The organism is Aeromonas sp. SE22, from assembly GCF_038739755.1.
Taxonomy (GTDB): Bacteria; Pseudomonadota; Gammaproteobacteria; order Enterobacterales; family Aeromonadaceae; genus Aeromonas; species Aeromonas jandaei.
Genome location: NZ_JBCGFD010000009.1, coordinates 49,007 through 76,005 on the forward strand (window position 1 = coordinate 49,007; position 26,999 = coordinate 76,005).

Sequence of the window (26,999 nt, forward strand, 5' to 3'; positions counted from 1 at the left end):
ACTCCCGTTTCCTACCGGAACGGGACAGCTGGGGAGTCTTACCGGCAGATGGCGCGGTAGAGCCCCTGTTGATCAATATAGTGCGCAACCGGCTCGGGCAAGAGGTAACGGGGATCTTCTCCCGCCGCCAGCAGCTCGCGCAGCCGGGTAGCAGACAATTCAATGGGTTGGTTGCTGGCCAACCAGATATGGCCTGCCCGTTGCCGGTGCAGGGCGGCTACCTCTTTGACCTGATGACGGGCCAGCAGTTCAGCCAGTTCGGCCGGATAATCGGGTTGCCAGCCGGGGCGGGTGCTCACCACCAGATGGGCGTAGTCGAGCAGCTCCCGCCAGCGGTGCCAGCCGGGCAGGCCAAGCAGCGAGTCCATCCCCATCAAAAAGCAGAGCGGCGTATCGGGCAGCTCCTGACGCAGCTCGATCAGGGTATCTATGGTGTAGGAGGGCTTGTCGCGCCAAAGCTCCCGCTCATCCACCACGAAGTGGCGGTTCTCAGACGCCGCCAGCCTGACCATGGCCAGACGCTGCTCGCTGGAGCAGTGCGGGTTGGCGCGGTGGGGCGGTATATGGTTCGGGATCAGCCGTACTTCGGCCAGACCTATCGCATCGCGCGCCTCGATGGCGGGGCGCAGATGGCCGATATGGATGGGATCGAATGTGCCCCCCAGCAGGCCAATGGGCGCCTTTAGCATGGCGTACTCTCCATCGCCAGCGGCAGGGGCGTACCGTCACGAAAGCCGAGGGCTATGGTCTGCAGCATCAGCCAGGCCTGCTCGGTATCAAAGCGGCGCTGGGCGTCATCCAGCTGCGCCATCAGCTGCCACAGCTGCTGCAGCTTGGCGAAGGGAAGCCGGGTCAGCGCCTGTTGAATGAGCTGCTGGCGGCTTTGCCAGATGCGCAGGCGGCTGAAGTGCTCCCCCAGTGGCTGGCCGTTGCGCATCGCCAGCGACAGTTCGGTCAGCTGCTCCAGCTCGCGACAGAGGGTCCATGCCAGCATCCCCGGCTCGGTGCCCTCAGCCCGCAGGGCGGCCAGAATGCGCTGGGCCCGGTTCACTTTCCCCTCCAGCAGGGTATCGACCAGCTGGAACGGGGTGAAGTGGGCGTGGCGGATGATGGTCTCCTGCAGATAGGTGACGCTGATGGGTTGTGGCGGCGAGAGCAGGGTCAGCTTCTCGATCTCCTGACTGGCGGCCAGCAGGTTGCCCTCGTAGGAGTGGCACATAAAGTTGATGGCATCGGGCAGCGCCTTGAGGCCAAAGCGCTGGAAGCGGGCGCTCATCCAGCGTGGAAAGAACTTGGGCTCCGGGTGGTTGACCGGTACATAGGTGCCGATCTGGTAGAGCTTGTCGAACCAAGCTGCTTTCATCTGGGGCTGGTTGAGACGACCACCGCTCAGTACCAGCAACAGATCTGGGTGGAGCTGCTTGCCAATGTCGCTGATACGGGCAGCGAGATCCTTGTCGACCTTGGCGGGCAGTTCCAGTTCAATGATTTGGCGGGCAGAAAAAAGACTCATTGCCTGACAGGCGTCGTAGACCTGATTCCAGTCCAGTCCCTGCTCCACCACGAAGGTGTGGCGTTCATCGAATCCCTGCTTGCGGGCGACCTGACGGATGGCGTCGATGGCCTCCAGTCGCAGCAGGGGTTCATCACCAAAAACGAGATAGCAGGGCCGAAGCCCTGCTTTGAGGTGGTCACCAAACTGTTCCGGGTAGATCCGCATCAGAAGCTGACCTGACTCAACTGCCGGATCACCTGATTGGCTGCCTGCTCCTGCATTTCGCGGTTGAGCTGCTCCTGCTCACGGGAGGAGGCGAGCGCTGCATCCGGCTTGTTGAGGAAGCTGCGGTTGAAGTTGATGGGGAAAACCTGAGTCGGCTTGCCCGGCACCGAGACGGTGAACTGGGTGCTGAAGCCCATTACATACTCGGTATCGACACCCTGTGCGTTGACCGAGGCGACCTGATTGCTGGCTCCGATACCACCCAGGGTCAGTACCGGGATCCCTTCCTTGTCGGCCAGGGTGACCCCTGACGCCTTGAGACGGGTGGTGACCATCCGGTAGAAGTCGCTCTTGTTGTCGCCGACGACCTTCATGGTCTTCAGCTCGGCCGGAATGCCGGTGCCACGCATGTGAAAACCGCAGCCTTGCAGCAGCAGGGCTGCCAGCATGATAGCCATCCAGCGGGTGAAGATGGTGCCCATAGAAAATCCTCTTTGCATTAAGGGAAAGCGGCGGGCGCAGGGCCCGCCGTTATCATCCGTTTGCTGTCACAGATTGGCAATGATCAGTTGGTAACCAATCAGTTGGCGACAATGTTGAGCAGCTTGCCAGGTACATAGATCACCTTGCGCACGGTCAGACCGTCGGTGAACTTCTGCACGGAGGCATCGGCCATAGCCAGCTTCTCGACATCAGCTTGGCTGATCTCGGCCGGAACGGTCAGCTTGCCGCGCATCTTGCCGTTGATCTGCACCACTACCAGCTTCTCGGTCTCGACCATGGCCGCTTCATCGGCCACCGGCCAGGCTGCGTGATCGATGTCGTCGCCTTTGCCCAGCATCTTCCACAGCTCGAAGCCGATGTGCGGGGTGATGGGGTAGAGCATGACTACCACGGCTTCCAGCGCTTCCTGCATCAGGGCGCGGTCCTGTTCTTCTGAACCCAGCTTGGAGAGATTGTTCATCAGCTCCATGATGGCGGCGATGGCGGTGTTGAAGGTCTGACGGCGACCCACGTCATCACTCACCTTGGCGATGGTCTTGTGCAGTTCGCGGCGTACCGCTTTCTGCTCGTTGGAGAGGGCTGCCAGATCCAGCGAGGCAACGGTGCCACCGGAGACGTGCTCGAAGGTGGTGCGCCACAGGCGACGCAGGAAGCGCTGGGCACCCTCTACGCCGGAGTCGGACCACTCCAGAGTCATCTCGGCCGGAGAGGCGAACATCATGAACAGACGGACGGTATCGGCGCCGTAACGCTCGACCATCAGCTGCGGGTCGATGCCGTTGTTTTTGGACTTGGACATCTTGGTCATGCCGGAGTGGATCACTTCGCGGCCTTCGTTATCGATGGCCTTGGTGATGCGACCCTTCTCGTCACGCTCTACCTTGACGTCGGTCGGGCTGACCCAGACGTTGCCGCCCTTCTCGTCCTTGTAGTAGAAGGCATCGGCCAGCACCATGCCCTGGCAGAGCAGACGCTTGAACGGCTCGTCGCTGTTCACGAGACCTGCGTCACGCAGCAGCTTGTGGAAGAAGCGGGCGTAGAGCAGGTGCATACAGGCGTGCTCGATGCCGCCGATGTACTGATCCACCGGTAGCCAGTGGTTGGCAGCCGCCGGATCCAGCATGCCCTTGTCGTAGTCCGGAGAGCAGTAGCGCGCGTAGTACCAGGAGGACTCCATGAAGGTGTCGAAGGTATCGGTTTCGCGGAACGCTTCCTGACCGTTGTAGGTGGTCTTGGCCCACTCGGCATCGGCCTTGATCGGGCTCTGGATACCGTCCATCACCACATCTTCCGGCAGCAGTACCGGCAGCTGGTCTTCCGGAGTCGGCACGACGGTACCGTCAGCCAGAGTCAGCATCGGGATGGGAGCGCCCCAGTAGCGCTGACGGGAGACGCCCCAGTCGCGCAGACGGTAGTTGACGGTGCGCTTGCCCTTGCCCAGCGTTTCCAGCTTGTTGGCGATGGCATCAAAAGCGCCCTGGAAGTCGAGACCGTCGAACTCGCCGGAGTTGAACAGCACGCCCTTCTCGGTGTAAGCGGCTTCGCTCACGTCGACGTCGCCATCAACCGGCTTGATGACCGCCTTGATGTCGAGGCCATATTTGGTGGCGAATTCGAAGTCACGCTGATCGTGGGCCGGAACCGCCATCACGGCGCCGGTGCCGTAGTTCATCAGCACAAAGTTGGCGACCCAGACCGGTACCTTGCGGCCATCCAGTGGATGAATGGCGTAGAGGCCGGTGGCCATGCCCTTCTTCTCCATGGTGGCCAGTTCGGCTTCGGCTACCTTGGTGTTCTTGCACTCTTCGATAAAGGCGGCCAGTTCCGGATTGTTTTCGGCGGCCTGCAGGGCCAGCGGGTGGCCAGCGGCGATACCGACATAGGTGACGCCCATGAAGGTGTCCGGACGGGTGGTGTAGACCTCCAGCTGCTCAGCCTGACCCTCGATATTGAAGCTGATGTTGACCCCTTCGGAGCGGCCAATCCAGTTGCGCTGCATGGTCTTGACCATCTCCGGCCAGCCTTCGAGGTTGTCGATGTCGTTGAGCAGCTCTTCGGCGTAGTCGGTGATCTTGATGAACCACTGGGGGATCTCTTTCTGCTCCACCGGGGTGTCACAGCGCCAGCAGCAGTTGTCGACAACCTGCTCGTTGGCCAGTACGGTCATGTCGTTCGGGCACCAGTTGACGGAGGAGGTCTTCTTGTAGACCAGACCCTTCTCGTAGAGCTTGGTGAAGAACCACTGCTCCCAGCGGTAGTAGTCCGGCTTGCAGGTGGCGACTTCACGATCCCAGTCATAACCCAGACCCAGCATCTTCAGCTGGTTCTTCATGTACTCGATGTTTTCGTAGGTCCAGGGGGCCGGCGCCGTGTTGTTCTTGATGGCGGCGTTTTCCGCCGGCAGACCGAACGCATCCCAACCGATGGGTTGCAGCACGTTCTTGCCATTGAGGCGTTGATAACGGGAGATCACATCACCTATGGTGTAGTTGCGAACGTGCCCCATGTGTAGACGACCAGACGGATAGGGGAACATGGAGAGGCAGTAGAACTTCTCTTTGTCTACTTTTTCCACGGCCTTGAAGGTTTTCTTGGCATCCCAGTGCTTCTGCACTGCTGGTTCGATTGATTGGGGAACGTATTGCTCTTGCATTGGTGACATCCGGATCTGTGAAATGAATAGATAAATCAGCTGGGAAATCGCAATAGAATACCCATATCCTGCGGCGGCAACAACCGCCAGCATCCGTCAAGCCTGAAGCCGGGCCAGAAAGGGATTTAGCAGAGGAGTAACAGCCATGGACAAACGTCAAAAAGGGTATGAAACCTTCATTGCCGAACTGCAAAAGCAGTGGCAAGAGACAGAGCAGTTCCAGGGGGAGCGCCTCAACCGGATGATTGCCCGCGTTCAGGCCTATCTGGAGGCCGCCAGTGACCTCACTCAGGACGAGCTGGCGCTGATCGCCGAGTATGTGAAGCGGGATCTGGGCAACTATGACGAGGGGCGCAAGGATGAGCAGGTGGAGGAGTCTGCCTTTATGCTGGCGCTCAAAGATACCGCCTGGTCCTGGTTGGCGGATGTGACTGACCGCGCCCAGGTGGAGTGGCGCGAGCTGGCCGACGAGCTGGAGCACAAGGGCGTCTATGAGGCGGGCGACTGGGTGGGGCTGGGGGTCATGGTGTGCGATCAGTGTGGTTGGCGCCATACCGTGCTCCATCCCGAGCAGCTCGATACCTGCCCCGAATGCGGCTGCGCTGAATATCACCGCGAGCCGCTTTCGCCCTGATCCCGTCGTTTTAGTAAGGCAGCTTGCAAGAGGCACCTCCGGGTGCCTCTTCTCATGTGGCTGAGGGGGCTGCTTTCCCGAGCGGATCACAGTAGCCTTGTGGCTCGGCGGGGTTGGCTCGCCTTCAGGGCGTTTATCAGGTGCAAGGAGTCATCCCCATGTTGAGCGAGATCTGGATCCGGGGCTATCGATCGGTGCGCAAGCTATCCATGCCCCTTGGCAGGATCAATTTGGTGCAGGGGGCAAATGGCTGCGGCAAGAGCAACCTCTACAACGCCATTCATCTGTTGGCGAGCGCAGCCAGCGGAGAGCTGGCGCGAGCCATCTGTGCCGAAGGGGGCATCAGTCAGACCATGTGGGCAGGAGGCCTGCGTCCTGGCGATCGGGCAGATGCGCCCAAACGCATTATTCTCGGGATGCAGGCTGATCTGTTCGGTTATGAGCTGCAGATAGGTTTGCCCCCACCGCCGGTCAGCCCCTATTTCGCCTTCGATCCCGAGATCAAGCAGGAGGAGGCGTGGCTGGGGGATCGCCGCTCCCCCTCCAACCGGTTGCTGATGCGGCGCAATCAGGCGGTCAAGGTGCTCGGCATCGACGGCGACAAGGTGGACTATGCCCCCGGCATGCTGCCCCACGAGTCTGTCTTCGGCCATCTGGCCGAGCCGGAGCGCTATCCCGAACTTGCCAGATTGCGCCACCTGCTGAATCAGTGGCGCTTTTATCACCACTTCGATATCGCTCCCGGCTCCCCCCCTGCGCAGTCCGCAACCAGCGATCCGCACTCCGGTGCTGAGTCATGACGGGCGGGATCTGGCTGCGGCCTTTGCCACCATCGTCGAAATTGGCGATGCCCGATTGCTGCACGATATTCTCGCCCGTGCTTTCCCCGACGCCAGCTTCCACGTGGGGAACAGCGAAGCGGGGCTCGAGATGATGATGACGCGGGAGGGGCTGCGTCGTCCGCTGCGGGCGCGCGAGTTATCCGATGGAACCTTGCGCCTGCTCTGCCTGACGGTGGCCCTGCTCAGCCCGCGCCCGGCGCCGCTGGTGGTATTGAACGAGCCGGAGAGCAGCCTGCATCCCGATATGCTGCCCGCACTGGGCTGGCTGATTGGCGAAGCGTCGCGCCACTCCCTGCTCTGGGTGACTACCCATAGCCCGGTGCTGGCACAGGCGATCGAAGCCCATGCGCCGTGTCGCCACATCCCTTTGCAGATGATTAACGGGGAGACCTGCCTGCATGATCCGGCTCGTCGCGAGTGGCGATTTGACGAGGATTAAAGGGTCTGAAATTGCGGGGCAAGAGATGAAAAAACGGCGCCCCGGGCCATGCGTTGACCCGGGGCGCCGTTAGTCAGGCAGGATTATTTGCCAGCGACGGAGAGTCCGCCAAAACGGATAAGCGGGGCGTAGAAGCCCTTGCCATCGTTGTGGTGCAGGACATCCCCGACCGCTTCCAGCTCACCCAGCAGGCGGTAGAAGTTGCCCGCCACCGTGATGCCGCGTAACGGCTGCAGGCGAACCCCATCGCGGCAGAGGAATCCTGATGCGCCAAAGGAGAAGTCGCCGCTCACCGCATCGGCACCAGAATGCAGACCGTCCAGCTTGACCAGCTCCAGGTAGTCGCCGCTCTGTACCTCCGTTTCGCTGTGGGGGCCGGCGCCAAACACCAGATGGCGAGCGGTCACATCGAGGGCGCTGCGGCCGCCGCGGGCGGCCGAGCCGTTGCTGGCCACACCAAAGTGACGGGCGGTGGCGCTGTTGTGGAGCAGGGTTTTCAGCTCACCGTCGCCAATCAGCAGCAGATCCGAGGTAGCTGCTCCCTCGCCATCAAACGCCTTGATGTTCATGCCGCCCGGCATATAGACCCGGCTCTCCAGAGTGAGCCAGCGCGAGGCGACGCTCTGCCCCACCTTCTCCCGCCATGGGTTGATCCCCTGCTGGGCCCACTTGCCCGACAGCACCCCCTGAAAGCAGCCAAACAGGCTGGCGAAGCAGTTGGTACTGAAGATGACGCTGTAACGGCCACTCGGTACCGCCTCGCCCGGCAGCAGGTCGCTGGCGACGGCATAGATCTGCGCGATGAGCCGCTGGCTATCCAGCTCGTCGAAGCGACGGCCGTACTGCCCCTGCGAGTGCATCGACTGGCGGCCATTCCGTTCGACCAGCGCCGAGGTGTAGCAGCCAACGCTGAACTCGCCGTGCTGGCAGAGGGTGCCCTGACTGTTGGCGAGCCAGAGCTGGCTCTCCCCTTCAAAGAAGCTGTTGTAGGGGGCGCCGCTCACATCGGGCATGGCCAGCATGTCTGACTCCAGGTGCAGGGCCAGGGCGATCTTCTCCTCAACCGGCGTGGTATCGGGCTGATTGATCTCGGCGCAATCTGTGGTGAGCCGGCTATTGGCCACCGAGATGCGCTGGTCCGGGTCTACCTTGGCAAAGCGGCTGGCATCGAGCGCATCTTGCAGCATGGCATCGAGCGCTGACTCATCGAGCGCTTCCGAGTAGGCGATGCCGACCCGGCCCTCCCTGATCAGACGAATGCCAAGCTGCTGACTGCTGGTCACCTTGTATTCGCCGAGCTCGCCCTTGTCGGCCTTGAGGGAGAAGGCTCTCTCCTGATTGGCGATGATGTCCGCCTCGGCGTTGAGATCGGCCACCTTGTCCAGCAGGCGGCTGAGCAGTTGATTCATGTCGATGGTGCTCATCAGGCGTTCCCTCCCACCAGAATATTGTCCACTTTCAGCGCCGGCTGGCCCACCGAGGTGGGGACCGAGCCCGAGACCGAGCCGCACATGCCGGCGGCCAGTGCCAGATTGCTGCCCACCATGGAGATCTCTTTCAGCACCTGAGGGCCGGTGCCGATCAGGGTGGCCGACTTGAGCGGCTTGGTGATCTTGCCGTGCTCGATGAGGTAGGCCTCCTGCACGTTGAAGTTGAACTCGCCGGTGCCGGGCTGTACCGAGCCGCCCCCCATCTTCTTGGCGTAGATGCCGTGCTCCACCGTGGCCAGCATATCGTCGAGGCTATGGTTGCCCGGTTCGATATAGGTGTTGCGCATGCGTGAGGTGGGGGCGTACTTGTACGATTCGCGCCGACCCGAGCCGGTGCGGGCATAACCTGTCTTGAGGGCGCCCATTCTGTCCACCAGAAAACCGGTCAGCACACCGTCCTTGATGAGCTGGGTATGCTGGGTTGCCATCCCCTCGTCATCGACGTTGATGGAGCCCCAGACGTTGCTCTGCAAGCCTTCGTCCACCGCATTGACCACCGGATTGGCGATGAGCTGGCCCATCTTGTCGTGGAATACCGACGCCTTCTTGGCCACCGAGGTGGTCTCTAGCAGGTGGCCGCACGCCTCGTGGAAGATGACGCCGCCAAAGCCGTTCTCCATGATGACCGGCAGGGTGCCGCTCGGGCAGGGGGCAGCCCCCAGCTTCACCAGTGCCTGACGGGTGGCGGTGAGCGCCAGCTCGCGCGGATCGATGCGCTCGGCATGTTCCCACCCCATCAGGGCGCCCGGCGCCTCATAGCCGACGCTCTGCTCGCTCCCTTCCCGGGCGATGGTCTGGGCCATGATGCGGTTGTAGTGGCGGCGATCGGCCACCTGCAGCCCTTCGCTGTTGAAGATCTCCACCTCCTGCTCCCAGCCCAGCACGTTGCCGGAGAACTGGCTCACCTTGCTGCTCTCGGCGCGGGCCACCGCATCCATGGCGTGCAGGTAGGCAATCTTCTGCTCCAGCAGCTTGTCGGCCGACAGCGGCAGGGCGACCGGGTTGCGATCGGTCAGACGAGTGAAATCAAAGGCGGTGGCGGTCACCACCGGGTCGCGGCGGTCTTTGGCCGCCAGCAGGGTGACGATACGCAGCAGCTCGTCGCGGCTGGCCAGATTGGTGTAGCCGTAGAGCACCTTGTGGCCATAGCAGAGGCGCACGCCGATGCCGAAATCGAGGCCACCGCTGATGTTCTCTATCTGGCTGGAGAGCAGGCTGAGCTGGCTGCGGCGCTTGCGCTCGACAAACAGCTCGGCGAAATCGGCCCCGAGTGCCAGCGCGTGATCGAGCACGTCGCGGGCGATGGCGGGGGCCAACAGGGAGAGTGGCGTCATAGGATCTCCTTTTCTGGGCGGGTCTCAGCCTTCGCGACCCGGATTCGAGCGTGATGGTGTAGCTGCCCCATTGTTGCAGAGCGTTACTCAAATGTCGCTATGGCGTCAGCGGATGATACCGATTGAAAAAATCGATGCGATAACTGCGACCGCATTGGCGGCAAAGGAGGATTTAAGAGAGCGGAGAGAAGGGGGAGGAAGCCGGCATCCGCACAGGCTGGGATGCCGGACAGGCCGCTCGGGTCAGAGCAGCTCGTGAATTTCGGTCAGGACCTGGTCGACCCACTGCTCGATGCGGGAGTCGGTCTGGTCATACTGGTTGGCATCGTCGAGGGCCAGGCCGACGAAGTGGCGGCCATCATCGATCAGCGCCTTGGAGGCATCGAACTCGTAGCCTTCGTTGGGCCAGTAACCCACCAGCTTGACCCCTCTGGGCACCAGCTGATCGTGCAGCATGCCGAGGGCATCCTGGAACCATTCGCCATAACCCAGCTGGTCGCCGAGGCCAAACAGGGCGACGATACGTCCCTCCAGATGGAGGTCGCCAATATCTTCCCAGCGGGACTCCCAATCCTCCTGCAGCTCGCCGAAATCCCAGGTGGAGATGCCGAGGATCAGCACCTCGTAATCCTCCATCAGGCGCAGGGAGACATCCTTGATGTTGTGGATATCCACCAGCTCGGGGCCGATAAGGGCGCGGATCTTCTCGGCAGCCATCTCGGTGTAGCAGGTGGTAGAACCGTAAAACAGACCAATCTTCATCGCTCTTTATCTCTTTTGGCGCTTTCTCGCTTGCTCGTGTGGGCTGCACCTGTTGGCAACACGATGGGCAACATAAGGGGAGGGCGCCAGTCTAGCAGATTGGCTGCGTCCCTTCACCGCCCGATATCACGGGCAGATCAGGTCGCGGCAAGCGGCTTGCACATCCGCCAAGCAGAGGCGTTACAATGGGCCACTGTTCTTCTGACTGCGACCGACCATGAGCAAGCCCGAGCCACATCCCCTGATTGAACCCTTTCTCGATGCCCTCTGGCTGGAGCGGGGCCTCTCCGACAACACGGTCAGCTCCTATCGCACCGATCTGGAAAAATTCTCCCTCTGGCTCGATAAGCAGGGTAGCTCCCTGCTGCTGGCGGGGATGGACGAGATCCAGCACTATCTCGCATGGCGAGTCGATCATCAGTTTGCCGCCAGCAGTACCGCCCGCTTTCTGTCGGCCCTGCGCCGTTTCTATCAGTACCTCAACCGCGAGAAGTTGCGCAGTGACGACCCCACCGTACTGCTGGAGGGGCCCAAGCTGCCCAAGAAGCTCCCCTCCGATCTGAGCGAAGCGGAAGTGGAAGCGCTGTTGACGGCGCCGCTGGTCGATGATCCGCTGGAGCTGCGGGACAAGGCGATGCTGGAGCTGCTCTATGCCACCGGATTGCGGGTCTCCGAACTGGTGGGGCTGACTGCCGAGCATGTCAGCCTGCGGCAGGGGCTGGTGCGGGTGGTGGGCAAGGGCAACAAGGAGCGGTTGGTGCCCATGGGCGAGGAGGCGATGTACTGGCTGGAGCGCTACTACCGGGAGGGAAGAACCCTGCTGCTCGGCGGTACCAGCTCGGATGTGGTCTTCCCCTCCAAACTGGCCCGGATGATGACCCGCCAGACCTTCTGGCACCGCATCAAACTCTATGCCCAGCGGGCCGGGATCAACGGCGAGTTATCCCCCCATACCCTGCGCCACGCCTTTGCCACCCACCTGCTCAACCACGGCGCCGATCTGCGGGTGGTACAGATGCTGCTGGGCCATGCAGATCTCTCCACTACCCAGATCTACACCCATGTCGCCAACGAGCGGCTCAAGGCGCTCCATGGCGAGCATCACCCGCGGGCCTGAGCGGGTTGGGTGGCCAACAAAACAAAAAACCGCCTGCGGGCGGTTTTTTTATGAATACACGACGGGAAGTGACGCTTATTTGCCTTGCTGGGCTTTCAGCAGGTCGCGGATCTCGGTCAGCAGCTCCTGATCCTTGGTCGGTGCGGCGGGGGCGGCTGCTTCCTCCTCCTGCTTTTTCTTCAGGGTATTGATGGCCTTCAGCCCCATGAAGATGGCAAAAGAGATGATCAGAAAATCGATGATGGTCTGGATGAACTTGCCGTAGGCAATGACCACGGCAGGAGCGCTGCCTTCGGCAGCCTTCAGGGTGACTGCCAGGTCGCTGAAGTCCACACCGCCCAGGATCAGGCCGATAGGCGGCATGATCACGTCACCGACGAAGGAGGAGACAATCTTGCCGAAGGCGGCACCAATAATGATACCGACCGCCATATCGATCACGTTGCCTCTGGATGCAAAGGCCTTGAACTCTTGTATCAGACTCATTCTTTCCTCCGAAATTAAGCACGCTAGCGTAGCGGTCGCGCATTGTTCTGGCTGCGATCCGCTATCGGGAGAAGGGTGACAAGTGTGCATGTCACCTGTTCTCCCTGACTAGCTTGCTGAGGTTGGCTCTGCTTGGCAATCAGGGGGGCCCGATTTTTTGGTTCAACCTGATATTAATTTTTCGATAAATAGCAGGTTGAATGATGAACTGTGCTGCTGTACTTTGTTGAGTCCATTCATTCATGCCACGTGAGTAAAAGAGTGAAGTATTTACTACTGGGAATGATGCTTTTGTGCACATTTACTGCCAAAGCGGGGATGGATCCCCAGGCCTTGAAAACAGCCATATCCACCAGGCTGGGGATATCCGTATATACGGTGGATCAGACGCCTATTGCGGGCCTGTATATGCTGGGCACCTCCAAGGGGGTGCTCTATAGCGATGCCAAAGGGGATTATCTGGTACAGGGGGTTATGCTGGACATGACTCGGGACATGAAGAACCTGACCATCTCCGGCATGCGCACTCAGCGTCGACTGGGATTGGCGCAGGCAGCCCATGCTCCCATTGTGCTCAAGGCCCGGGATGAGCGTCATCGGGTCGCGTTGTTTCTTGGCGAGAAGGATGCGGCACGGCGTCAGCTATCCGGGACTCTGCAACATCTGCAGGCATCCGGGGTGAGCATCGCGATCTATCCGGTCATTGACCATGCCGAGCGAGCCACCGACTGGTGCAGCGATCCCCTGCTGCAAAATTCGCCCTTCAAAGCTTATTTGCCTCAAAAGGAATGTAGTGAGACCCTTATCCAAAATATTGGCCTGAGCCAATGGTTGGGGGTAAAGGTACTGCCGGCCTGGATCTCCTCTGAAGGAGATCTGGTGCGGGGTTACCAGAGCCCTGAACAACTGCTCAAGATACTGGATAATTTTGATGCCTCTGCACATTCGTCGTCGTCCGCGAGTTGATGATTCCCATCTGCCCGCCAACCTGCATCCGCTGCTTCGCCAAATCTTCGCCAGCCGTGGCGTAGACGATCCCGTCCTGCTCGAGCGCAGCGCCAGCTCGCTGCTGCCACCCCAGCGCCTCTATGGCATGGAGCAGGCGGTGCCGCTGCTGGCCGATGCGCTGGCTGCCCAGAAGCGGATCCTCATCGTCGGTGACTTTGACTGCGATGGCGCCACCAGCTCGGCGCTGTGCGTGCTGGCCCTGCGCGCCATGGGCGGCCGCCATATCGATTTTCTGGTGCCCAACCGCTTCGAGTTCGGATACGGCCTTACCCCCGAGATCGTCGAGCTGGCGGTGGCCCGCGGCGCCGAGTTCCTGATCACGGTGGATAACGGCATCTCCAGTATCGCCGGGGTGGCGGCGGCCAAGGCGGCCGGCATGCAGGTACTGGTTACCGATCACCATTTGCCGGGTCAGGAGTTGCCTGACGCCGATGCCATCGTCAATCCCAACCAGCATGGTTGCGACTTCCCCTCCAAGTCGCTGGCCGGGGTCGGGGTCGCCTTCTACCTGATGGCGGCGCTCAACACTCACCTCAAGCAGTCCGGCTGGTATGAGCGGTTCGGCATCGTGGCCCCCAATGTGGCGGATTACCTCGACCTGGTGGCCCTCGGCACGGTCGCCGACGTGGTGGCGCTCGATGGCAACAACCGCATTCTGGTCCATCAGGGTTTGCAGCGGATCCGGGCCGGGCGCTGTCGCCCCGGCATTCAGGCGCTGGTGGATGTGTCGGGCCGCGATGGTCGTCGCCTCACCGCCGCTGACCTCGGTTTTGCGCTGGGGCCGCGTCTCAACGCGGTGGGCCGTCTCGATGACATGTCGCTCGGGGTCGCCTGTCTGCTCTGCGATGATCTCAATTTGGCGCGCCAGCTTGCGGCCGAGATGGACAGCCTCAATCAGGAGCGCAAGGAGATCGAGCAGGGGATGCAGCAGGAGGCCCTCGCCACCCTGGAGCAGATCCGGTTTCGCGATGGCGAGGTGCCGTCGGGCATCGTGCTGCACCGCAACGAGTGGCATCAGGGGGTGGTGGGGCTGGTGGCCTCCAAGGTGAAGGAGAAGTACTACCGCCCGGTCATCGCCTTTGCCGAGAGCAGCGAGACCGAGCTCAAGGGCTCCGGCCGCTCCATCCCCGGGGTGCACCTGCGCGATGCGCTGGAACTGCTCGATATCCGCCATCCGGGCCTGATGGGCAAGTTTGGCGGCCATGCCATGGCGGCGGGGTTGACCCTGCCCAAGGCCAACATCGAGGCGTTCGGTCGGGCCTTTGAGGCGGTCATCAGCGAGCTGGTGACACCGGAGCTTTTGACCGGGGTGTTGCTCACCGATGGCGAGTTGTTGCCAGACGAGCTCAACCTCGAGCTGGCGGAGCTTATTCGCGCCTCCGGCCCCTGGGGTCAGGCCTTCCCCGAGCCGCTGTTCGACGGCGAGTTCGTGCTGGTGCAGCAGCGGCTGGTGGGGGAGAAGCACCTCAAGATGATGCTGACAACCGATTCCGGTCATGCGGTGGATGCCATCGCCTTTGGCGTCGATCTCAAGCGCTGGCCCGATGCCTCGGTCAAGCGGGTGCGGCTGGTGTACCGGCTCGATGTCAACGAGTGGCGCGGCAACCGCAGCGTGCAGCTGCTGGTGGAGCATCTGGAGGCGGCCGGCTTCTGAGCCGGTAGCATCGCTGCTTTGTCGCTGACATCGCTGACGACGGCCACCCTCGGGTGGCCGTTTTTGTTGGCGGCGCTCTGGAAAAGGGCGTTGACCTGTCTATAGCTTCACAGTTTAAGCTTCCCTTCATCGGGTCACAGACCCCTCAGCGAGTTGTTGTCATGAAAATATCCGAACTGGCCCGGCGCTGCGGCCTGGCCCGCTCCACCCTGCTCTATTACGAGAAGCTTGGAGTAATTGCGGGAGCGAGGGGCGCCAACGGCTATCGCCACTACGACGATGAGGATCTGCAGCGGTTGCAGATGGTGCAGGCCCTGCAGGCGGGTGGGCTCAGCCTTAAGCAGTGCCTCGCCTGTCTGGCTGGCGAGATAGATCAGGCTGCACTGCAGGCCAGGGTCAGGGAGCTCGATGATGAGCTGGCGAGGATGCAGCGCGCCCGGGATCTGCTGGCGGATCTCGCCGGTTTGCGTGCGCACTCCGGTGAGGAATTCAAGGCCTGGCAGCTGCAACTGCAGCGCGAGGCACCGGAGGCCTACTTCGTCTGGGTGATGAAACAGGGTTTTAGCGAGAAGGATCGCTACCACTTGCAGTGGCTCAGCAAAGACATGAATGAACATGAGCGTTACATCAAGGACTTTATTCAGCTGCTGGATGGCATGAGTTACTGGGGGCCGGGGGATCGCGTCTTCACCCAGCAGCAGTTTGCCGCCTTGCCCATCCGGCCACGCCGGATCCTCGACATGGGCTGCGGACGGGGTGCCTCGACCATGGCGCTGGCTCAGGTGACCGATGCCGCCATTGTGGCCATCGATCTGGAAGAGGAGGCGCTGGCCGCCGTGGCCAACTCTGCCCGTGCGGCGGGCTTTGAGCATGTCACCACCCTCTGTACCAACATGGCGGCACTGCCGGACGATCTGGCACCGGCCGACCTCATCTGGGCAGAGGGGAGCGCCTATGTGATGGGCGTTGCCAATGCGCTGAAGGCGTGGCGTCCGCTGCTCGCAAGCCCGCAGGCTTGTATCGTGCTGAGTGATGCGGTCTGGCTGACCGATAACCCGCCCGAGGAGGCATTGGCATTCTGGCAGCGGGAATATCCCGCTATGCAGACCCTGGCGGGCCTGCTTGAAACGATACAAACGGCAGGCTACCGCTGTCTGTCGCACTCCCAGTTGCCGCAAAAGGCCTGGCACAACTATCTGGACCCCATCGAGCGCAATCTGGCGCGCTATCGTGACGAGCTGGGGGAGAGTCCCGCATGGCAGGACTTAAGTCGGGAAATAGCCATCCACCGCCAATATCTGGGCAGTTACGGCTATGTGATCTGCTGTCTGCAGGCCGCCTGATCAGGCCATCTATTTTAAAGAGAACAAACGGAGAACACCTATGAACATCATCATTCGGCCCGAAACGGTGGCCGATCATGACGCCATTGAAGCAGTGACCGTGGCCGCATTCCTCAATGCCCCCCATACCGATCACAACGAGCAGCTGATCGTGCGCGCCTTGCGCCAAGTCGGAGCACTCAGCCTGTCGCTGGTGGCGGAGCTGGAGGGCCAAGTGGTCGGCCACCTCTGCTTCTCGCCGGTCACCATCAGTGATGGCTGCGAGCGCTGGTATGGCCTTGGCCCCATTTCCGTCTCTCCCGAGCTGCACGGCAAGGGGATAGGGTCACACTTGATGGAAGCGGGTCTGGCCGAGCTCAAGAGGAAAGGGGCTGCAGGCTGCGTGGTGCTGGGGGAGCCCGGTTTCTACGGCTGTTTCGGTTTCGTGTCCGAGCCGGAGTTGACGCTGCCCGGCGTGCCACCCGAGTACTTTATGGCCATGTCGTTTGGTGCAGCCAGTGCCCGTGGTGAGGTAAACTACCACCCGGCTTTCAATCAGGGATAACAAGATTGAATTGCGGCCCGAGGCCGTAATGTCTGGATAAAAAATGAGGCGCCTTATGGCGCCTCTCGTCTTTATGGTGCCACTTTAACGTGCGCTCAGAGCTCGCGGGCCCAGGGGTGCGCCTTGGGGCGCAGCGCCAGAGCCAGACCCAGCAACAGCACGGTCAGGCCGTAGAGGGGCCAGTTGCCAAAGCGCATATAGGGGGTGGCACCGTGGGCCGGGCGCACTTCGCTGCGCAGCACACCCGCTTCGAACTGCGGGATCTGGCCAATGATGCTGCCATCGATTTCGGTCACGATAGTGATGCCGGTGTTGGTGTCGCGCAGCAGCGGACGAGCCAGCTCCAGCGCACGCATCCGGGCGATCTCCATATGCTGCCAGGGACCGATGCTGGTGCCGAACCAGGCGTCGTTGGAGACGGTCAGCAGGAAGTCGGTATCCGGGTTGACGTTACGGCGCACCTCTTCCGGGAAGATGATCTCGTAGCAGATGGCGGCGGCAAACTTGAGCCCCTTGGCGATCAGGTTCGGTTGCACTTCGTCACCCCGGCTGAAAGAGGACATCGGTAGGTTGAAGAAGGGGGCGATGGGGCGCAGCAGATCTTCAAACGGCACGAACTCGCCGATCGGCAGCAGGTGGTACTTGTTGTAGCGGTTGGGGTGGCCGTAGAAGTAGGACTCCTTGCCATCCGCATCCTGTACCCCCATGCCGAGCACGGTGTTGTAGAAGCGTTGCTGCTCCTCGTCGTAGTGGATGATCCCTGCCAGCAGGCCGGTCTCGTTCACCTTCATCGCTTTGTCGAGGTTCTCCAGATAGGGGCCCATAGTCTTTTCGAGGGCCGGGATCGCCGATTCCGGCCAGACGATGATGTCGGCATCCTGATTGTCGCGGCTCAAATCCTGATAGGTGCGTACCGTGGGGGCCAGCGCCTCCGGATCCCACTTGAGGGACTGGGCGATATTGCCCTGCACCAGCGCCACCTTGACCGGTTCGCCACGGGTCACCCAGTTGAGCTGCATCAGGCCATGAGCGCCGGCAGCCAGCAGGGCGGGCACCGCCAGCCACAGTGGCGAGCGGGACTTCCACACCAGCCAGATGGCAGAGGCGGAGAATAGCAGTGCCAGGGTGATGCCCTGTACCCCGAGAATGGGGGCGAAACCCTTGAGCGGGCCGTCGATCTGGGTGTAGCCAAACCAGAGCCAGGGGAAGCCGGTCATCACCCAGCCGCGCAGCCAGTCGGCCAGCAGCCAGAGCGCCGGGAAGGCGAGCAGCCAGCGGCTCCAGTGACGACCGCTGAAGAAGCGGGCATAGGCCCAGCAGGCCAGCGTCGGATAGAGCGCCAGATAGGCTGACAGGCCAGCCAGCAGCACGAAAGCGACCGGCAGCGGTATGCCGCCAAATTCGGTCATGCTGACGTGGATCCACCACAGACCCGGTAAGAACAGCCCCATGGCGTAGCCAAAGCCGCGCCAGGCAGCCTGTTTGGGGCTGGCCTTGTCCAGCAGGGCGTAGAGGCCGAGCAGGGAAGGAATAACCAGCGGCCAGTAGCCGAAGGGGGAGAAGGCCAGCACAGCGATGGCACCAGAGGCCAACGCACTGAGGCTTAACAGAATTTTTGAAGTAACAGGAGATAATCTCACGGGCGATGGTGCTCGTCTTGGTCTGCAACTGGGTCGAATGGCCGGTATCTTACCCTGTACGGTTGCCAACGGCGAGCCTCCTGCCGTCCGGATAGCACAACGCCCCGGGGTCGGGGCGTTGTTCAATGCACTCAGGCGACTTACTGGGGTTCAGATTGCGCCACTGCATGGTTCTCGGGGATCTTCACCTGCAACTGCTGCAGGCGGCGCTTGTCGGCGTGCATCACCTTGAACAGGTAGCCGTCCAGCTCGATCTCCTCGCCCTTCTTGGGCAGGTGGCTGAAAGCGTGCATCACCAGACCACCGACCGTATCCACCTCTTCATCGCTGAACTTGGTGCCGAAGAAGTCGTTGAAATCCTCGATCTCGGTCAGGGCGCTGATGGAGAAGACCCGCTTGCTGAGGCGGCGGATCTCGTCCGGTTCGTCCTCGATGTCGTCAAACTCGTCGTCGATCTCGCCAACGATAAGTTCCAGAATGTCTTCAATGGTCACCAGACCGGAGACGCCACCAAACTCGTCGACCACGATGGCCATGTGGTAGCGCTCTTCGCGAAACTCCTTGAGCAGGCGATCAACGCGCTTGCTTTCGGGGACGATCACCGTGGGACGCAGGATCTTCTCCAGCTGCAGCGGCTCGCTGGCATGGTGGCCACCGAAACCGAAGGGGAGCAGATCCTTGGCGAGCAGAATACCCTCGACATGATCTTTGTCCTCGTTGATCACCGGGAAGCGGGAGTGACCCGACTCGATGATCACCGGCAGGATCTCGTCGATCGGCTGGGATTTCTCGATGGTGACCATCTGGGAGCGGGGGATCATGATGTCGCGTACCCGGAGATCGGCGATCTCCAGCACCCCTTCGATCATGTCCTTGGTGTCCTGATCGATAAGGTCACGCTCTTCGGCATCGGCTATCACTTCCACCAAATCATTGCGGTCTTTTGGCTCGCCCTGGAAGAGTTGGCTGAGCTTGTCGAGCCAGGTTTTCTTCGGCGAGCCGGTACTAGGGTGATCGTCGGTCATTTTTTCTCTTGGTTACTCATTGAATATACGGGGATTTCACTTCAGCTATATGAGGATGGCAGCCATCTGTTTCAAGCCGATGAACCGCCATGCTGCACATTACTCTTCGTCGCTCTGATAAGGGTCGGCAAAGCCCAGCTCCTGCATGATGTCGCGCTCAAGCGCTTCCATCTCTTCGGCTTCCTCATCCTCGATATGGTCATAACCTAGCAGATGCAGACTGCCGTGCACAACCATGTGGGCCCAGTGGGCCATGAGGGGTTTGCCCTGCTCCTGTGCCTCGCGCTCCACCACCTGACGGCAGATCACCAGATCGCCCAGCAGCGGCAGCTCCAGACCGGGTGGCGCCTCGAACGGGAAGGAGAGCACGTTGGTGGGCTTGTCCTTGCCGCGATAGGTGAGGTTGAGCTCGTTGCTCTCCGCCTCGTCGACGATGCGCACCGTCACTTCGGCCTCCTGCTGGAAGCCGAGAATGGTGCCGTCGAGCCAGCCCTGCAGCTGGGCCTCGCTCGGCAGGCCGTCGGTGCTGGCACTGGCCAGTTGCAGGTCCAGGGTTACGCTCATTGCTCGCTCTCTTTACTGGTGTTGACTTGGCCGGCCACCTTCTCGGCTGCCTGCTTGGCGTCGAATGCTTCATAGGCCTGCACGATGCGGGCCACCACCGGATGGCGTACCACGTCGGTGGACTGGAAGAAGTTGAACGACAGACCATCAACGCCCTGCAGCACTTCCAGCGCGTGGCGCAGGCCGGATTTGGCATTGCGTGGCAGGTCGATCTGGGTGATGTCGCCGGTCACCACCGCCTTGGAGTTGAAGCCGATCCGGGTCAGGAACATCTTCATCTGTTCGGTGGTGGTGTTCTGGGCCTCATCGAGAATGATGAAGGCCTCGTTGAGGGTACGGCCACGCATGTAGGCAAGCGGCGCCACCTCGATGATGTTGCGCTCCATCAGCTTCTCGACCCGCTCAAAACCCAGCATCTCGAACAGGGCGTCGTAGAGCGGGCGCAGGTAGGGGTCGACCTTCTGGGAGAGATCGCCGGGCAGGAAGCCGAGCTTCTCGCCCGCTTCCACCGCCGGACGGGTCAGCAGAATGCGGCGGATCTCCTGACGCTCCAGCGCATCCACCGCCGCCGCCACCGCCAGATAGGTCTTGCCGGTACCGGCCGGGCCTATGCCGAAGCAGATGTCGTGGCGCACGATATTGGCGATGTACTGGGCCTGATTGGGGCTACGTGGCTTGATGAGACCGCGCTTGGTCTTGACCGTCACCTCCTTGCCATAAGGGATGGAGGGGGCCGGTTCGTCATCCTGCTCCAGCACTCGCGACTCCAGAATGGCCAGATGAACCATGTCGGGGGTGATGTCGGTTACCTTGCCACCCTTGAGGGGCTGGGTTTCCACATAGAGGTGCTTGATGATGACGGCGGCGGCATCCACCTGGGCCTGCTTGCCCAGCAGCTGGAAGTGGTTGTCACGGTAGCTGATCTCGATGCCGAGGCGGCGCTCCAGCTGCTTGATGTTGTCATCGAAGGGGCCGCAGAGACTGGCAAGACGCTGGTTGTCGGCGGGTTCGAGATGCAGGTTCAGGGTCGAGAGGTGTCGGCTCACAATATCCTCGTATCAGGGCGCTCCCCATCCGCCGGGCGGATGGGGAGGGGGAGATTAATGGGGAGTGAAGGCGGCCACGCCCAGCTCGTCCGGCACGTTGTCGGGACGACGGGCCAGAATGTCGCTCGGGGCGGTGGCGATGCGCAGGTTCATCTCGCTCTCGCCGCGGATGAATTTGCCGCGCAGGGAGTTGGGCAGCACTTCGGTGATCTCCACGTCGGCAAAGCCGCCAATCAGGGTATGGGCCCCTTCGAAGTTGACCACCCGGTTGTTCTCGGTGCGGCCGCACAGCTGCATCGGGTCGAGCTTGGATGGCCCTTCCACCAGAATGCGCTGGGTGGTGCCCAGCATGGAGCGACCAATCTGCATCGCCTGATTGTTGATGACGTGCTGCAGGCGGGCCAGACGGGCTTTCTTCACTTCCATGTCGACATCGTCGGGCATGTCGGCGGCCGGCGTACCGGGGCGCGGACTGAAGATGAAGCTGAAGCTCATGTCAAAGCCCACATCCTCGATCAGCTTCATGGTGGCCTCGAAATCCTCATCGGTTTCGTTCGGGAAGCCAACGATGAAGTCGGAGCTGATGGTGATGTCGGGACGGGCGGCGCGCAGACGACGGAGCTTGGATTTGTACTCCAGAATAGTGTGCGGACGCTTCATCATGGTCAGGATGCGGTCGGAGCCGCTCTGCACCGGCAGGTGCAGGAAGCTGACCACTTCCGGAGTGTCCTTGTAGACCTCGATGATGTCGTCGGTGAACTCGATGGGGTGACTGGTGGTGTAGCGGATACGGTCGATGCCGTCGATGGCGGCCACCAGACGCAGCAGCTCGGCGAAGGTGCAGATACCGTCGTCATGGGTCGGGCCACGGTAGGCGTTGACGTTCTGGCCGAGCAGGTTCACTTCGCGCACCCCTTGCTGGGCGAGCTGGGCGATTTCATAGAGCACGTCGTCGAGCGGACGGCTCACCTCTTCACCGCGGGTATAGGGCACCACGCAGTAAGTACAGTATTTGGAGCACCCTTCCATGATGGAGACGAAGGCGGTCGCCCCTTCGGCGCGCGGCTCGGGCAGGCGGTCAAACTTCTCGATCTCGGGGAAGCTGACGTCCACCTGGGCGCCACGTCCCTCCTGAACCTGTTTGATCATGGTGGGCAGGCGGTGCAGGGTCTGCGGGCCGAACACGATATCGACATAGGGAGCGCGTTGGCGAATGGCATCGCCCTCCTGGGAGGCCACGCAACCACCGACGCCGATCACCAGACCGGGCTTGTTTGCCTTGAGCTTTTTCCAGCGGCCCAGCTGGTGGAACACCTTCTCCTGCGCCTTTTCGCGGATGGAACAGGTGTTGAGCAGCAGCACATCTGCCTCTTCCGGCTCCTCGGTTAGCGTGTAGCCATTGCTGGCATCCAGCAGGTCGGCCATCTTGGACGAGTCGTACTCGTTCATCTGGCAGCCCCAGGTTTTAATGTGAAGTTTCTTGCTCATTGCTACTCTTGACTGGTTTTGAATTTGGCATGGTCAAAGGACCGGGCATTTTACTCCGCAATCGTGAGACTGCCTAGCGAATATCCAGTCCGGCCCCTTTGCCAGCGGGGGCGCCGCGTGTGGGAGAAAATCGGCTTTCCCCTTGATTTGACGCAGCAATTCTCCACCCCCTTCACTGTTTATCCCGCCCCCTTGCGGTATCATGGCGCCATTCGGTTTAGCCCCGGCCACCCATGAACGGGGCGCCCCTTTTGCAGGAATAAAGTTATGGAACAGTGTGATATCGCCATCGTCGGCGCCGGCATGGTGGGGGCGGCTACCGCCTGTCTGCTGGCTGCCCAGGGCCTCTCGGTGCGGGTCATCGAAACCCAGCTGCCGGAGCAATACGCGCCGGAGCAGCCGCTGGATCTGCGGGTCTCCGCCATCAGTCAGGCCTCGGTGGCGCTGCTGGAACAGGCTGGCGCCTGGCACCATCTGCAGCAGATGCGGCTCTGCCCCTATCGCCGATTGGAGACCTGGGAGCTGGACGGTTTTGCCACCCGCTTCAACGCCGCCGATCTCGGCCTGCCCCAGCTCGGTTACATCATCGAGAACCGGCTGGTGCAGCTCGCCCTGCTCAAGCGGATGGAAGATTTTCCCAACATCCAGACCCACACCCCGGCGGCGGTGACCAGTCTGCGCCAGAGTGCGGATCAAGCTGTGCTGACTCTGGATGATGGCACCGAGCTGGCGGCCCGCTGGGTGCTGGCCTGCGACGGCGCCGAATCCCACACCCGCAAGCTGGCTGGCATCGGGGTATCGCGTTTCGAGTACCGCCAGCACTGCATGCTGATCAATATCGACACCGACTTTGCGCAGGAAGACATCACCTGGCAGCAGTTTACCCCGAGCGGCCCGCGCGCCTTCTTGCCGCTGCCCGGCCAGCACGGCTCCCTGGTGTGGTATGACAGTCCGGCCCGGATCCGGGCGCTGGCGGCCATGAACAACGAGGCGCTCGCCGCCGAAGTGCGCCGCCACTTCCCGAGTCGGCTCGGCGGCTTTACCGTCACCGGCAAGGGGAGCTTCCCGCTGGTGCGCCGTCACGCCAACGACTACCACGCCGGTCGGGTGGTGCTGCTCGGCGATGCCGCCCACACCATCAACCCGCTGGCGGGGCAGGGGGTCAACCTCGGCTTCAAGGATGTGGCCTGCTGGGTCGACTTGCTGCAAGGTGCTGGCGCCGACTGGCATCAAGCCGTGCTGGCCGAGCGCTACGAGCGCCGTCGCCGCCCCGACAACCTGCTGATGCAGTCGGGGATGGATCTCTTCTACGGGGTGTTCAGCAACGAGATTGGCCCCCTCAAGCTGGCTCGCAATCTGGCCCTCAATCTGGCGGACAAGGCGGGCCCCCTGAAGGAGATGGCCCTGCGCTACGCGCTTGGACTGGTGTAAGCGGGGAGGATGCAGAAGGCCAATTGCCGCTCTGGCGGGTTTGCCTGCGCAGTTCATGCCTGCAAGGTTGGCTGGATGGGCTGTGCAGGCGCGAAAAAGCGAGTATAACGGGTCGGCTATCAACCACGATTTGGGAGAGAAGGGATGAACAAGGCACTACTGGTGATCGATTTTATCAACGACATCGCCCATCCTGACGGTCGCATTGCGACCACGGCCAACCATGTGATGGCGCAGAACGCCATCGCGCATGCCAATAAGGCGATGGCTTATGCCCGCGCCCACGACTGGCTGGTGGTGCTGATCAAGGTCGGTTTCGACAGCCGTTATCAACTGCAACCCAAGGGTTCCCCCATGTTTGGCCGGGCCCATCAGCTTGGCGCCCTCTCACTTTGCGACAGCGGCACCGATTTTCATGCAGACCTCGATGTGCAGCCCGGTGATCTGGTGCTGGCCAAACCCAGAGTGAGCCCATTCTATGGTACTGCGCTGGAACCCGCCCTGCGGGCCAACCACATCGACCACCTCTATCTGTGCGGCGTAAGCACCAGCTGGGCCATTCAGTCGGCGGCGCGAGATGGTCACGATCGCGACTACGCCATCACCATTCTGGAGGATGCCTGCGCGGCGGCGGATGCCACCGAGCATCACACCTCGCTGCGGATGCTGAGCCGTATCGCCGAGGTCATCAAGGTATCCCAGCTCGACTGACCCTTTGGCAGCAGGCTGCGCTTGTTCACTGTTTTGACATTTATGTCTGCGGCCCTCTGTTGGGCCGCAGCTGTTTTCGCTTCTCGGCCAAGTCGGTGACTTCCGCGCCTGCCATTCCTGCCAGTAGTGGTGAGAGCAGTATGGGATTGTTTTCCGACACAAACGCATCGCTGCCAACCAGAAGTTATCAGTGCGATGGTCGCCAATATTGCTCCCAGATGACCTCTTGTGAGGAGGCAACCTGGTTTTTACAAAACTGCCCTGATACCAAAATGGATGGAGAGGGAGATGGCATCCCCTGCGAAAATCAGTGGTGCGGGAATTAAATACTATTTCTAAGTAAAAAATGGATGATTTGTTCTTTTTTTATCCGGTTCGGGAGCTGGCCTGAAACCTTGCCGGATGGTGTGACATGGTGACATTTGGTCTCAGTTGGCTAAGTGAGAATTGGGTGCTTTACTCTACTTGCTGACCTAATTGTTAATAGCTGGCGGGGCGCCACTTTTGCCACAGGATGGCCACCATGATTGATAATATGCCGGGGGGGATGCGTCGCTTTGCCGAGCGAGCTCAGGATCTGGTTGCATTGCTGGATTCACTGGATGACCAGTTTGCAGTAATAGACGGCAACGGGGTGATCCATTATACCAACCTCGCCTGGAATCGATTCGCCGAGCAAAATGGCATGGCAAAGGGGTATAACTGGCGTGGCGTCAATTATTTAAGCGCTTGCGATGGCTCTGCTGAACCTTCGGCGCTGAGCGCTATTGAGGGGTTGCGACGGGTCATGCTGCGCCAGCAGGAGAGCTTCTATCTGGAATATCCCTGCCACAGCCCGGATACCCAGCGCTGGTTCATGATGCGCATTGTTCCGGTCAAAGGGATAGATGCCGAGTTTTATGTCATCACCCATTCCAATATTACCGAGCGAAAATTGCTGGAGCTCGAGGTCGCCAACCTTTCCCTCCATGATCCCCTGACCGGACTGGCCAACCGGCGGCTCTTCAACAATTTCCTGCACAACGAGTGGCGCCGCAGCATGCGCGAACATACCCCCCTTTCCCTCATCATGCTCGATCTCGATAACTTCAAAGCCTGCAATGACCATCTTGGCCATCAGATGGGGGATGGTTCCCTCCAGCTGGTGGGCCATCTGTTGCAATCCTTTTGCCAGCGTCCGGCCGATCTGCCCTGCCGCTTTGGTGGTGACGAGTTTGCTCTGATCCTGGGTAATACCAACAGAGAGGCTGCACAACGGATTGGCGAGGAGATCCGCCAGGCCATCCACGATCTCGACATCGTGGTGGCGGACAATATCCAGCTCAGTGCCAGCATTGGCATTGCCACCTACACGGCAGAGCAACCGCTGGAGGGGGAAGGAGAGTTGCTGGCTGCGGCTGATGCGGCGCTCTATAGCGCCAAGGGGGCGGGTAAGAACCGTAGTTATTGCACCAACTGTTGAGCCTGACCGCCGATTTTGTTGTTAATGCGCCCCCTTCCGGGGGCGCACTGTTTTGGCTGGGTATTGAACAACCCATAGCCGTTGCCATCAGCGCTCGGGCGTGGCCGAGATAGGCGTAGGGTGCGCGGCGATCACCAGCTTGACGAAGCTGTCGCGGATGGGATCGGCAAACAGGGGATTCCATACCAGACTGACCTCCCACTCGGAATTGGGGCCCGAGAGAGGATAGAGGGTGACGTCAGGGCCGGCGATAAAGCTGACGCTGCGCGGCAGGATGGCGTTGCCGATCCCGGCGGCGACCAGCGCAACCAGCGTCTGGATATCTTCGGCCTCCTGGATCATCCCGGTCAGCCGGTTGGCGCCGAGAAAGCTGGCGATCTGCTGGCTGAGGCCGGGGCAGCGGTGGCCCACCATCTGCAGCAGCGGCTGGCTGGTCAATGCCTGCTGGAGATCAAACGCAGCCGGATCTGGCTGGGTCATCCGGGTTGGCACCGCCAGCACCAGCCTATCAATCAGCAACCTGTGTTCGCGCAACTGCGGCAGCTCGGGGCGGCGCATAAAGCCAAGCTGGAGTTGACCGGAGAGCAGCTGCTCCTGCTGGATGGCAGAGGGCATGTCCTGCAGATGCACCATCACATCGGGCACCTGCTGCTTGAAGCGGGCGACCAGCGAGGGGGCCAGCGCAAAGCTCGACAGACCAAAGCCAATCTTGAGCCGACCGGCTACCCCGCTCGCCACCGCCAGCGCATGGCTCTCGAACTCCCGCCCGTGCTCGACCAGCGCACTCGCCTGGGTCAGCAGCTGGGCGCCGACGGCAGTCAGTTCTGCGCCGTGACGACCGCGATTGAACAGGGTGCTGCCGAGGGTCTGCTCCAGTCCCTGGATCTGCTTGGTGAGGGCGGGCTGGGTAATGAAGAGGCGATTGGCCGCTTCCCGGTAGTTGGTGGTCTCGGCCAGCATCACGAACGCCTGCAGTTGTTTGAGGTCGAATTTCATTCCGTTTGGTTATCGAAAGTGGTCATTTGCTCATTATAAATTATCTAAACGCCCTGTTCTAATGGCGCTGAAAGGGGAGCCGAGTCCCCTCCGACCTGGAACAAGG

At 61.2% G+C, this 26,999-nt stretch carries 25 protein-coding genes and 1 pseudogene; 12 read left to right on the forward strand and 14 right to left on the reverse strand.

The features are described 5' to 3' along the window. Nucleotides 1-38: 38 nt before the first annotated feature. The 4 genes from nadD to leuS form a co-directional block, all read right to left on the reverse strand. Nucleotides 39-689 (reverse strand): nicotinate-nucleotide adenylyltransferase, encoded by a 651-nt coding sequence (gene nadD, locus AAHA39_RS14340; protein ID WP_320656374.1) that lies wholly within the window; start codon nt 687-689, stop codon nt 39-41. Further along, a complete protein-coding gene (gene holA / locus AAHA39_RS14345) occupies nt 683-1,720 on the reverse strand; it encodes a DNA polymerase III subunit delta (protein ID WP_320656375.1) in 1,038 nt (345 codons plus the stop codon). The genes nadD and holA overlap by 7 nt, the downstream gene beginning before the upstream one ends. Next, nucleotides 1,720-2,202, reverse strand: a complete 483-nt coding sequence (locus tag AAHA39_RS14350; RefSeq protein WP_043850182.1) for an LPS-assembly lipoprotein LptE — start codon at nt 2,200-2,202, stop codon at nt 1,720-1,722. Before AAHA39_RS14350 ends, holA begins: the two co-directional genes overlap by 1 nt. A 98-nt stretch (nt 2,203-2,300) precedes the next feature. After that, complete coding sequence (gene leuS, locus AAHA39_RS14355) at nt 2,301-4,877, reverse strand: leucine--tRNA ligase (protein ID WP_320656376.1); 2,577 nt, start codon at nt 4,875-4,877, stop codon at nt 2,301-2,303. A gap of 145 nt (nt 4,878-5,022) precedes the next feature. Here leuS and AAHA39_RS14360 point away from each other — a divergent pair, with 145 nt between their 5' ends. From AAHA39_RS14360 to AAHA39_RS14370, 3 genes are all read left to right on the forward strand, one after another. Beyond that, nucleotides 5,023-5,511, forward strand: a complete 489-nt coding sequence (locus AAHA39_RS14360) for a zinc ribbon-containing protein (protein WP_041209964.1) — start codon at nt 5,023-5,025, stop codon at nt 5,509-5,511. A 158-nt stretch (nt 5,512-5,669) separates the two neighbouring features. Continuing rightward, a complete protein-coding gene (locus AAHA39_RS14365) occupies nt 5,670-6,311 on the forward strand; it encodes an AAA family ATPase (protein WP_320656377.1) in 642 nt (213 codons plus the stop codon). Beyond that, nucleotides 6,298-6,792, forward strand: a complete 495-nt coding sequence (locus AAHA39_RS14370; RefSeq protein WP_320656378.1) for an AAA family ATPase — start codon at nt 6,298-6,300, stop codon at nt 6,790-6,792. The genes AAHA39_RS14365 and AAHA39_RS14370 overlap by 14 nt, the downstream gene beginning before the upstream one ends. Before the next feature lie 83 nt (nt 6,793-6,875). On the opposite strand, the gene AAHA39_RS14375 is transcribed toward AAHA39_RS14370, so the two are convergent. From AAHA39_RS14375 to fldB, 3 genes are all read right to left on the reverse strand, one after another. After that, entirely contained in the window at nt 6,876-8,216 is a 1,341-nt protein-coding gene (locus tag AAHA39_RS14375) for a TldD/PmbA family protein (RefSeq protein WP_320656379.1), read from the reverse strand. Beyond that, nucleotides 8,216-9,616, reverse strand: coding sequence for a TldD/PmbA family protein (locus tag AAHA39_RS14380; RefSeq protein ID WP_320656380.1), 1,401 nt, complete (start codon nt 9,614-9,616; stop codon nt 8,216-8,218). The genes AAHA39_RS14375 and AAHA39_RS14380 overlap by 1 nt, the downstream gene beginning before the upstream one ends. A gap of 243 nt (nt 9,617-9,859) precedes the next feature. Further along, a complete protein-coding gene (gene fldB / locus AAHA39_RS14385) occupies nt 9,860-10,378 on the reverse strand; it encodes a flavodoxin FldB (protein WP_320656381.1) in 519 nt (172 codons plus the stop codon). Between the two features lie 217 nt (nt 10,379-10,595). On the opposite strand from fldB, the gene xerD reads away from it, so the two are divergent. Continuing rightward, entirely contained in the window at nt 10,596-11,495 is a 900-nt protein-coding gene (xerD, locus tag AAHA39_RS14390; RefSeq protein WP_320656382.1) for a site-specific tyrosine recombinase XerD, read from the forward strand. 75 nt (nt 11,496-11,570) lie between these two features. Here xerD and mscL read toward each other — a convergent pair whose 3' ends face one another. Then, entirely contained in the window at nt 11,571-11,981 is a 411-nt protein-coding gene (gene mscL / locus AAHA39_RS14395; protein ID WP_041209969.1) for a large-conductance mechanosensitive channel protein MscL, read from the reverse strand. A 318-nt stretch (nt 11,982-12,299) separates the two neighbouring features. Here mscL and AAHA39_RS14400 point away from each other — a divergent pair, with 318 nt between their 5' ends. The 4 genes from AAHA39_RS14400 to AAHA39_RS14415 all read left to right on the forward strand — a co-directional run bounded on the left by AAHA39_RS14400 (nt 12,300) and on the right by AAHA39_RS14415 (nt 16,530). Further along, nucleotides 12,300-12,947, forward strand: coding sequence for a disulfide isomerase DsbC N-terminal domain-containing protein (locus AAHA39_RS14400; RefSeq protein WP_279010349.1), 648 nt, complete (start codon nt 12,300-12,302; stop codon nt 12,945-12,947). Continuing rightward, a complete protein-coding gene (gene recJ, locus AAHA39_RS14405; RefSeq protein WP_320656383.1) occupies nt 12,913-14,643 on the forward strand; it encodes a single-stranded-DNA-specific exonuclease RecJ in 1,731 nt (576 codons plus the stop codon). The genes AAHA39_RS14400 and recJ overlap by 35 nt, the downstream gene beginning before the upstream one ends. A gap of 161 nt (nt 14,644-14,804) precedes the next feature. Beyond that, nucleotides 14,805-15,986 carry a MerR family transcriptional regulator gene (locus AAHA39_RS14410; RefSeq protein ID WP_320656384.1) on the forward strand — a complete coding sequence of 394 codons (1,182 nt, stop codon included), beginning with the start codon at nt 14,805-14,807 and terminating at the stop codon, nt 15,984-15,986. Nucleotides 15,987-16,026: 40 nt separating this feature from the next. Next, nucleotides 16,027-16,530 (forward strand): GNAT family N-acetyltransferase, encoded by a 504-nt coding sequence (locus AAHA39_RS14415; protein WP_320656385.1) that lies wholly within the window; start codon nt 16,027-16,029, stop codon nt 16,528-16,530. Between the two features lie 95 nt (nt 16,531-16,625). Here AAHA39_RS14415 and lnt read toward each other — a convergent pair whose 3' ends face one another. From lnt to miaB, 5 genes are all read right to left on the reverse strand, one after another. Beyond that, the gene (gene lnt / locus AAHA39_RS14420) at nt 16,626-18,170 is read right to left on the reverse strand and encodes an apolipoprotein N-acyltransferase (RefSeq protein ID WP_320656386.1); all 1,545 of its coding nucleotides are present in this window, start codon (nt 18,168-18,170) and stop codon (nt 16,626-16,628) included. Between the two features lie 140 nt (nt 18,171-18,310). After that, nucleotides 18,311-19,195 (reverse strand): CNNM family magnesium/cobalt transport protein CorC, encoded by an 885-nt coding sequence (corC, locus tag AAHA39_RS14425; protein WP_033112698.1) that lies wholly within the window; start codon nt 19,193-19,195, stop codon nt 18,311-18,313. A gap of 99 nt (nt 19,196-19,294) precedes the next feature. Continuing rightward, nucleotides 19,295-19,759, reverse strand: a complete 465-nt coding sequence (gene ybeY / locus AAHA39_RS14430) for an rRNA maturation RNase YbeY (RefSeq protein WP_041209973.1) — start codon at nt 19,757-19,759, stop codon at nt 19,295-19,297. Next, the gene (locus tag AAHA39_RS14435) at nt 19,756-20,805 is read right to left on the reverse strand and encodes a PhoH family protein (RefSeq protein ID WP_320656387.1); all 1,050 of its coding nucleotides are present in this window, start codon (nt 20,803-20,805) and stop codon (nt 19,756-19,758) included. The genes ybeY and AAHA39_RS14435 overlap by 4 nt, the downstream gene beginning before the upstream one ends. 54 nt (nt 20,806-20,859) lie before the next feature. Further along, nucleotides 20,860-22,293 (reverse strand): tRNA (N6-isopentenyl adenosine(37)-C2)-methylthiotransferase MiaB, encoded by a 1,434-nt coding sequence (gene miaB, locus AAHA39_RS14440; protein ID WP_033112695.1) that lies wholly within the window; start codon nt 22,291-22,293, stop codon nt 20,860-20,862. A 267-nt stretch (nt 22,294-22,560) separates the two neighbouring features. Between miaB and AAHA39_RS14445 the strand changes: the two genes are divergently transcribed. The 4 genes and pseudogenes from AAHA39_RS14445 to AAHA39_RS14460 all read left to right on the forward strand — a co-directional run bounded on the left by AAHA39_RS14445 (nt 22,561) and on the right by AAHA39_RS14460 (nt 25,897). After that, complete coding sequence (locus AAHA39_RS14445) at nt 22,561-23,724, forward strand: FAD-dependent oxidoreductase (RefSeq protein WP_320656388.1); 1,164 nt, start codon at nt 22,561-22,563, stop codon at nt 23,722-23,724. 144 nt (nt 23,725-23,868) lie between these two features. Beyond that, a complete protein-coding gene (locus AAHA39_RS14450) occupies nt 23,869-24,435 on the forward strand; it encodes an isochorismatase family cysteine hydrolase (RefSeq protein ID WP_320656389.1) in 567 nt (188 codons plus the stop codon). A gap of 185 nt (nt 24,436-24,620) precedes the next feature. Beyond that, nucleotides 24,621-24,761, forward strand: a pseudogene (locus AAHA39_RS14455) (excalibur calcium-binding domain-containing protein); the annotation flags it as partial. A 197-nt stretch (nt 24,762-24,958) separates the two neighbouring features. Beyond that, nucleotides 24,959-25,897, forward strand: coding sequence for a diguanylate cyclase (locus tag AAHA39_RS14460; protein WP_320656390.1), 939 nt, complete (start codon nt 24,959-24,961; stop codon nt 25,895-25,897). An 87-nt stretch (nt 25,898-25,984) separates the two neighbouring features. On the opposite strand, the gene AAHA39_RS14465 is transcribed toward AAHA39_RS14460, so the two are convergent. Beyond that, nucleotides 25,985-26,893 carry a LysR family transcriptional regulator gene (locus AAHA39_RS14465; RefSeq protein WP_320656391.1) on the reverse strand — a complete coding sequence of 303 codons (909 nt, stop codon included), beginning with the start codon at nt 26,891-26,893 and terminating at the stop codon, nt 25,985-25,987. Between the last annotated feature and the right edge of the window lie 106 nt (nt 26,894-26,999).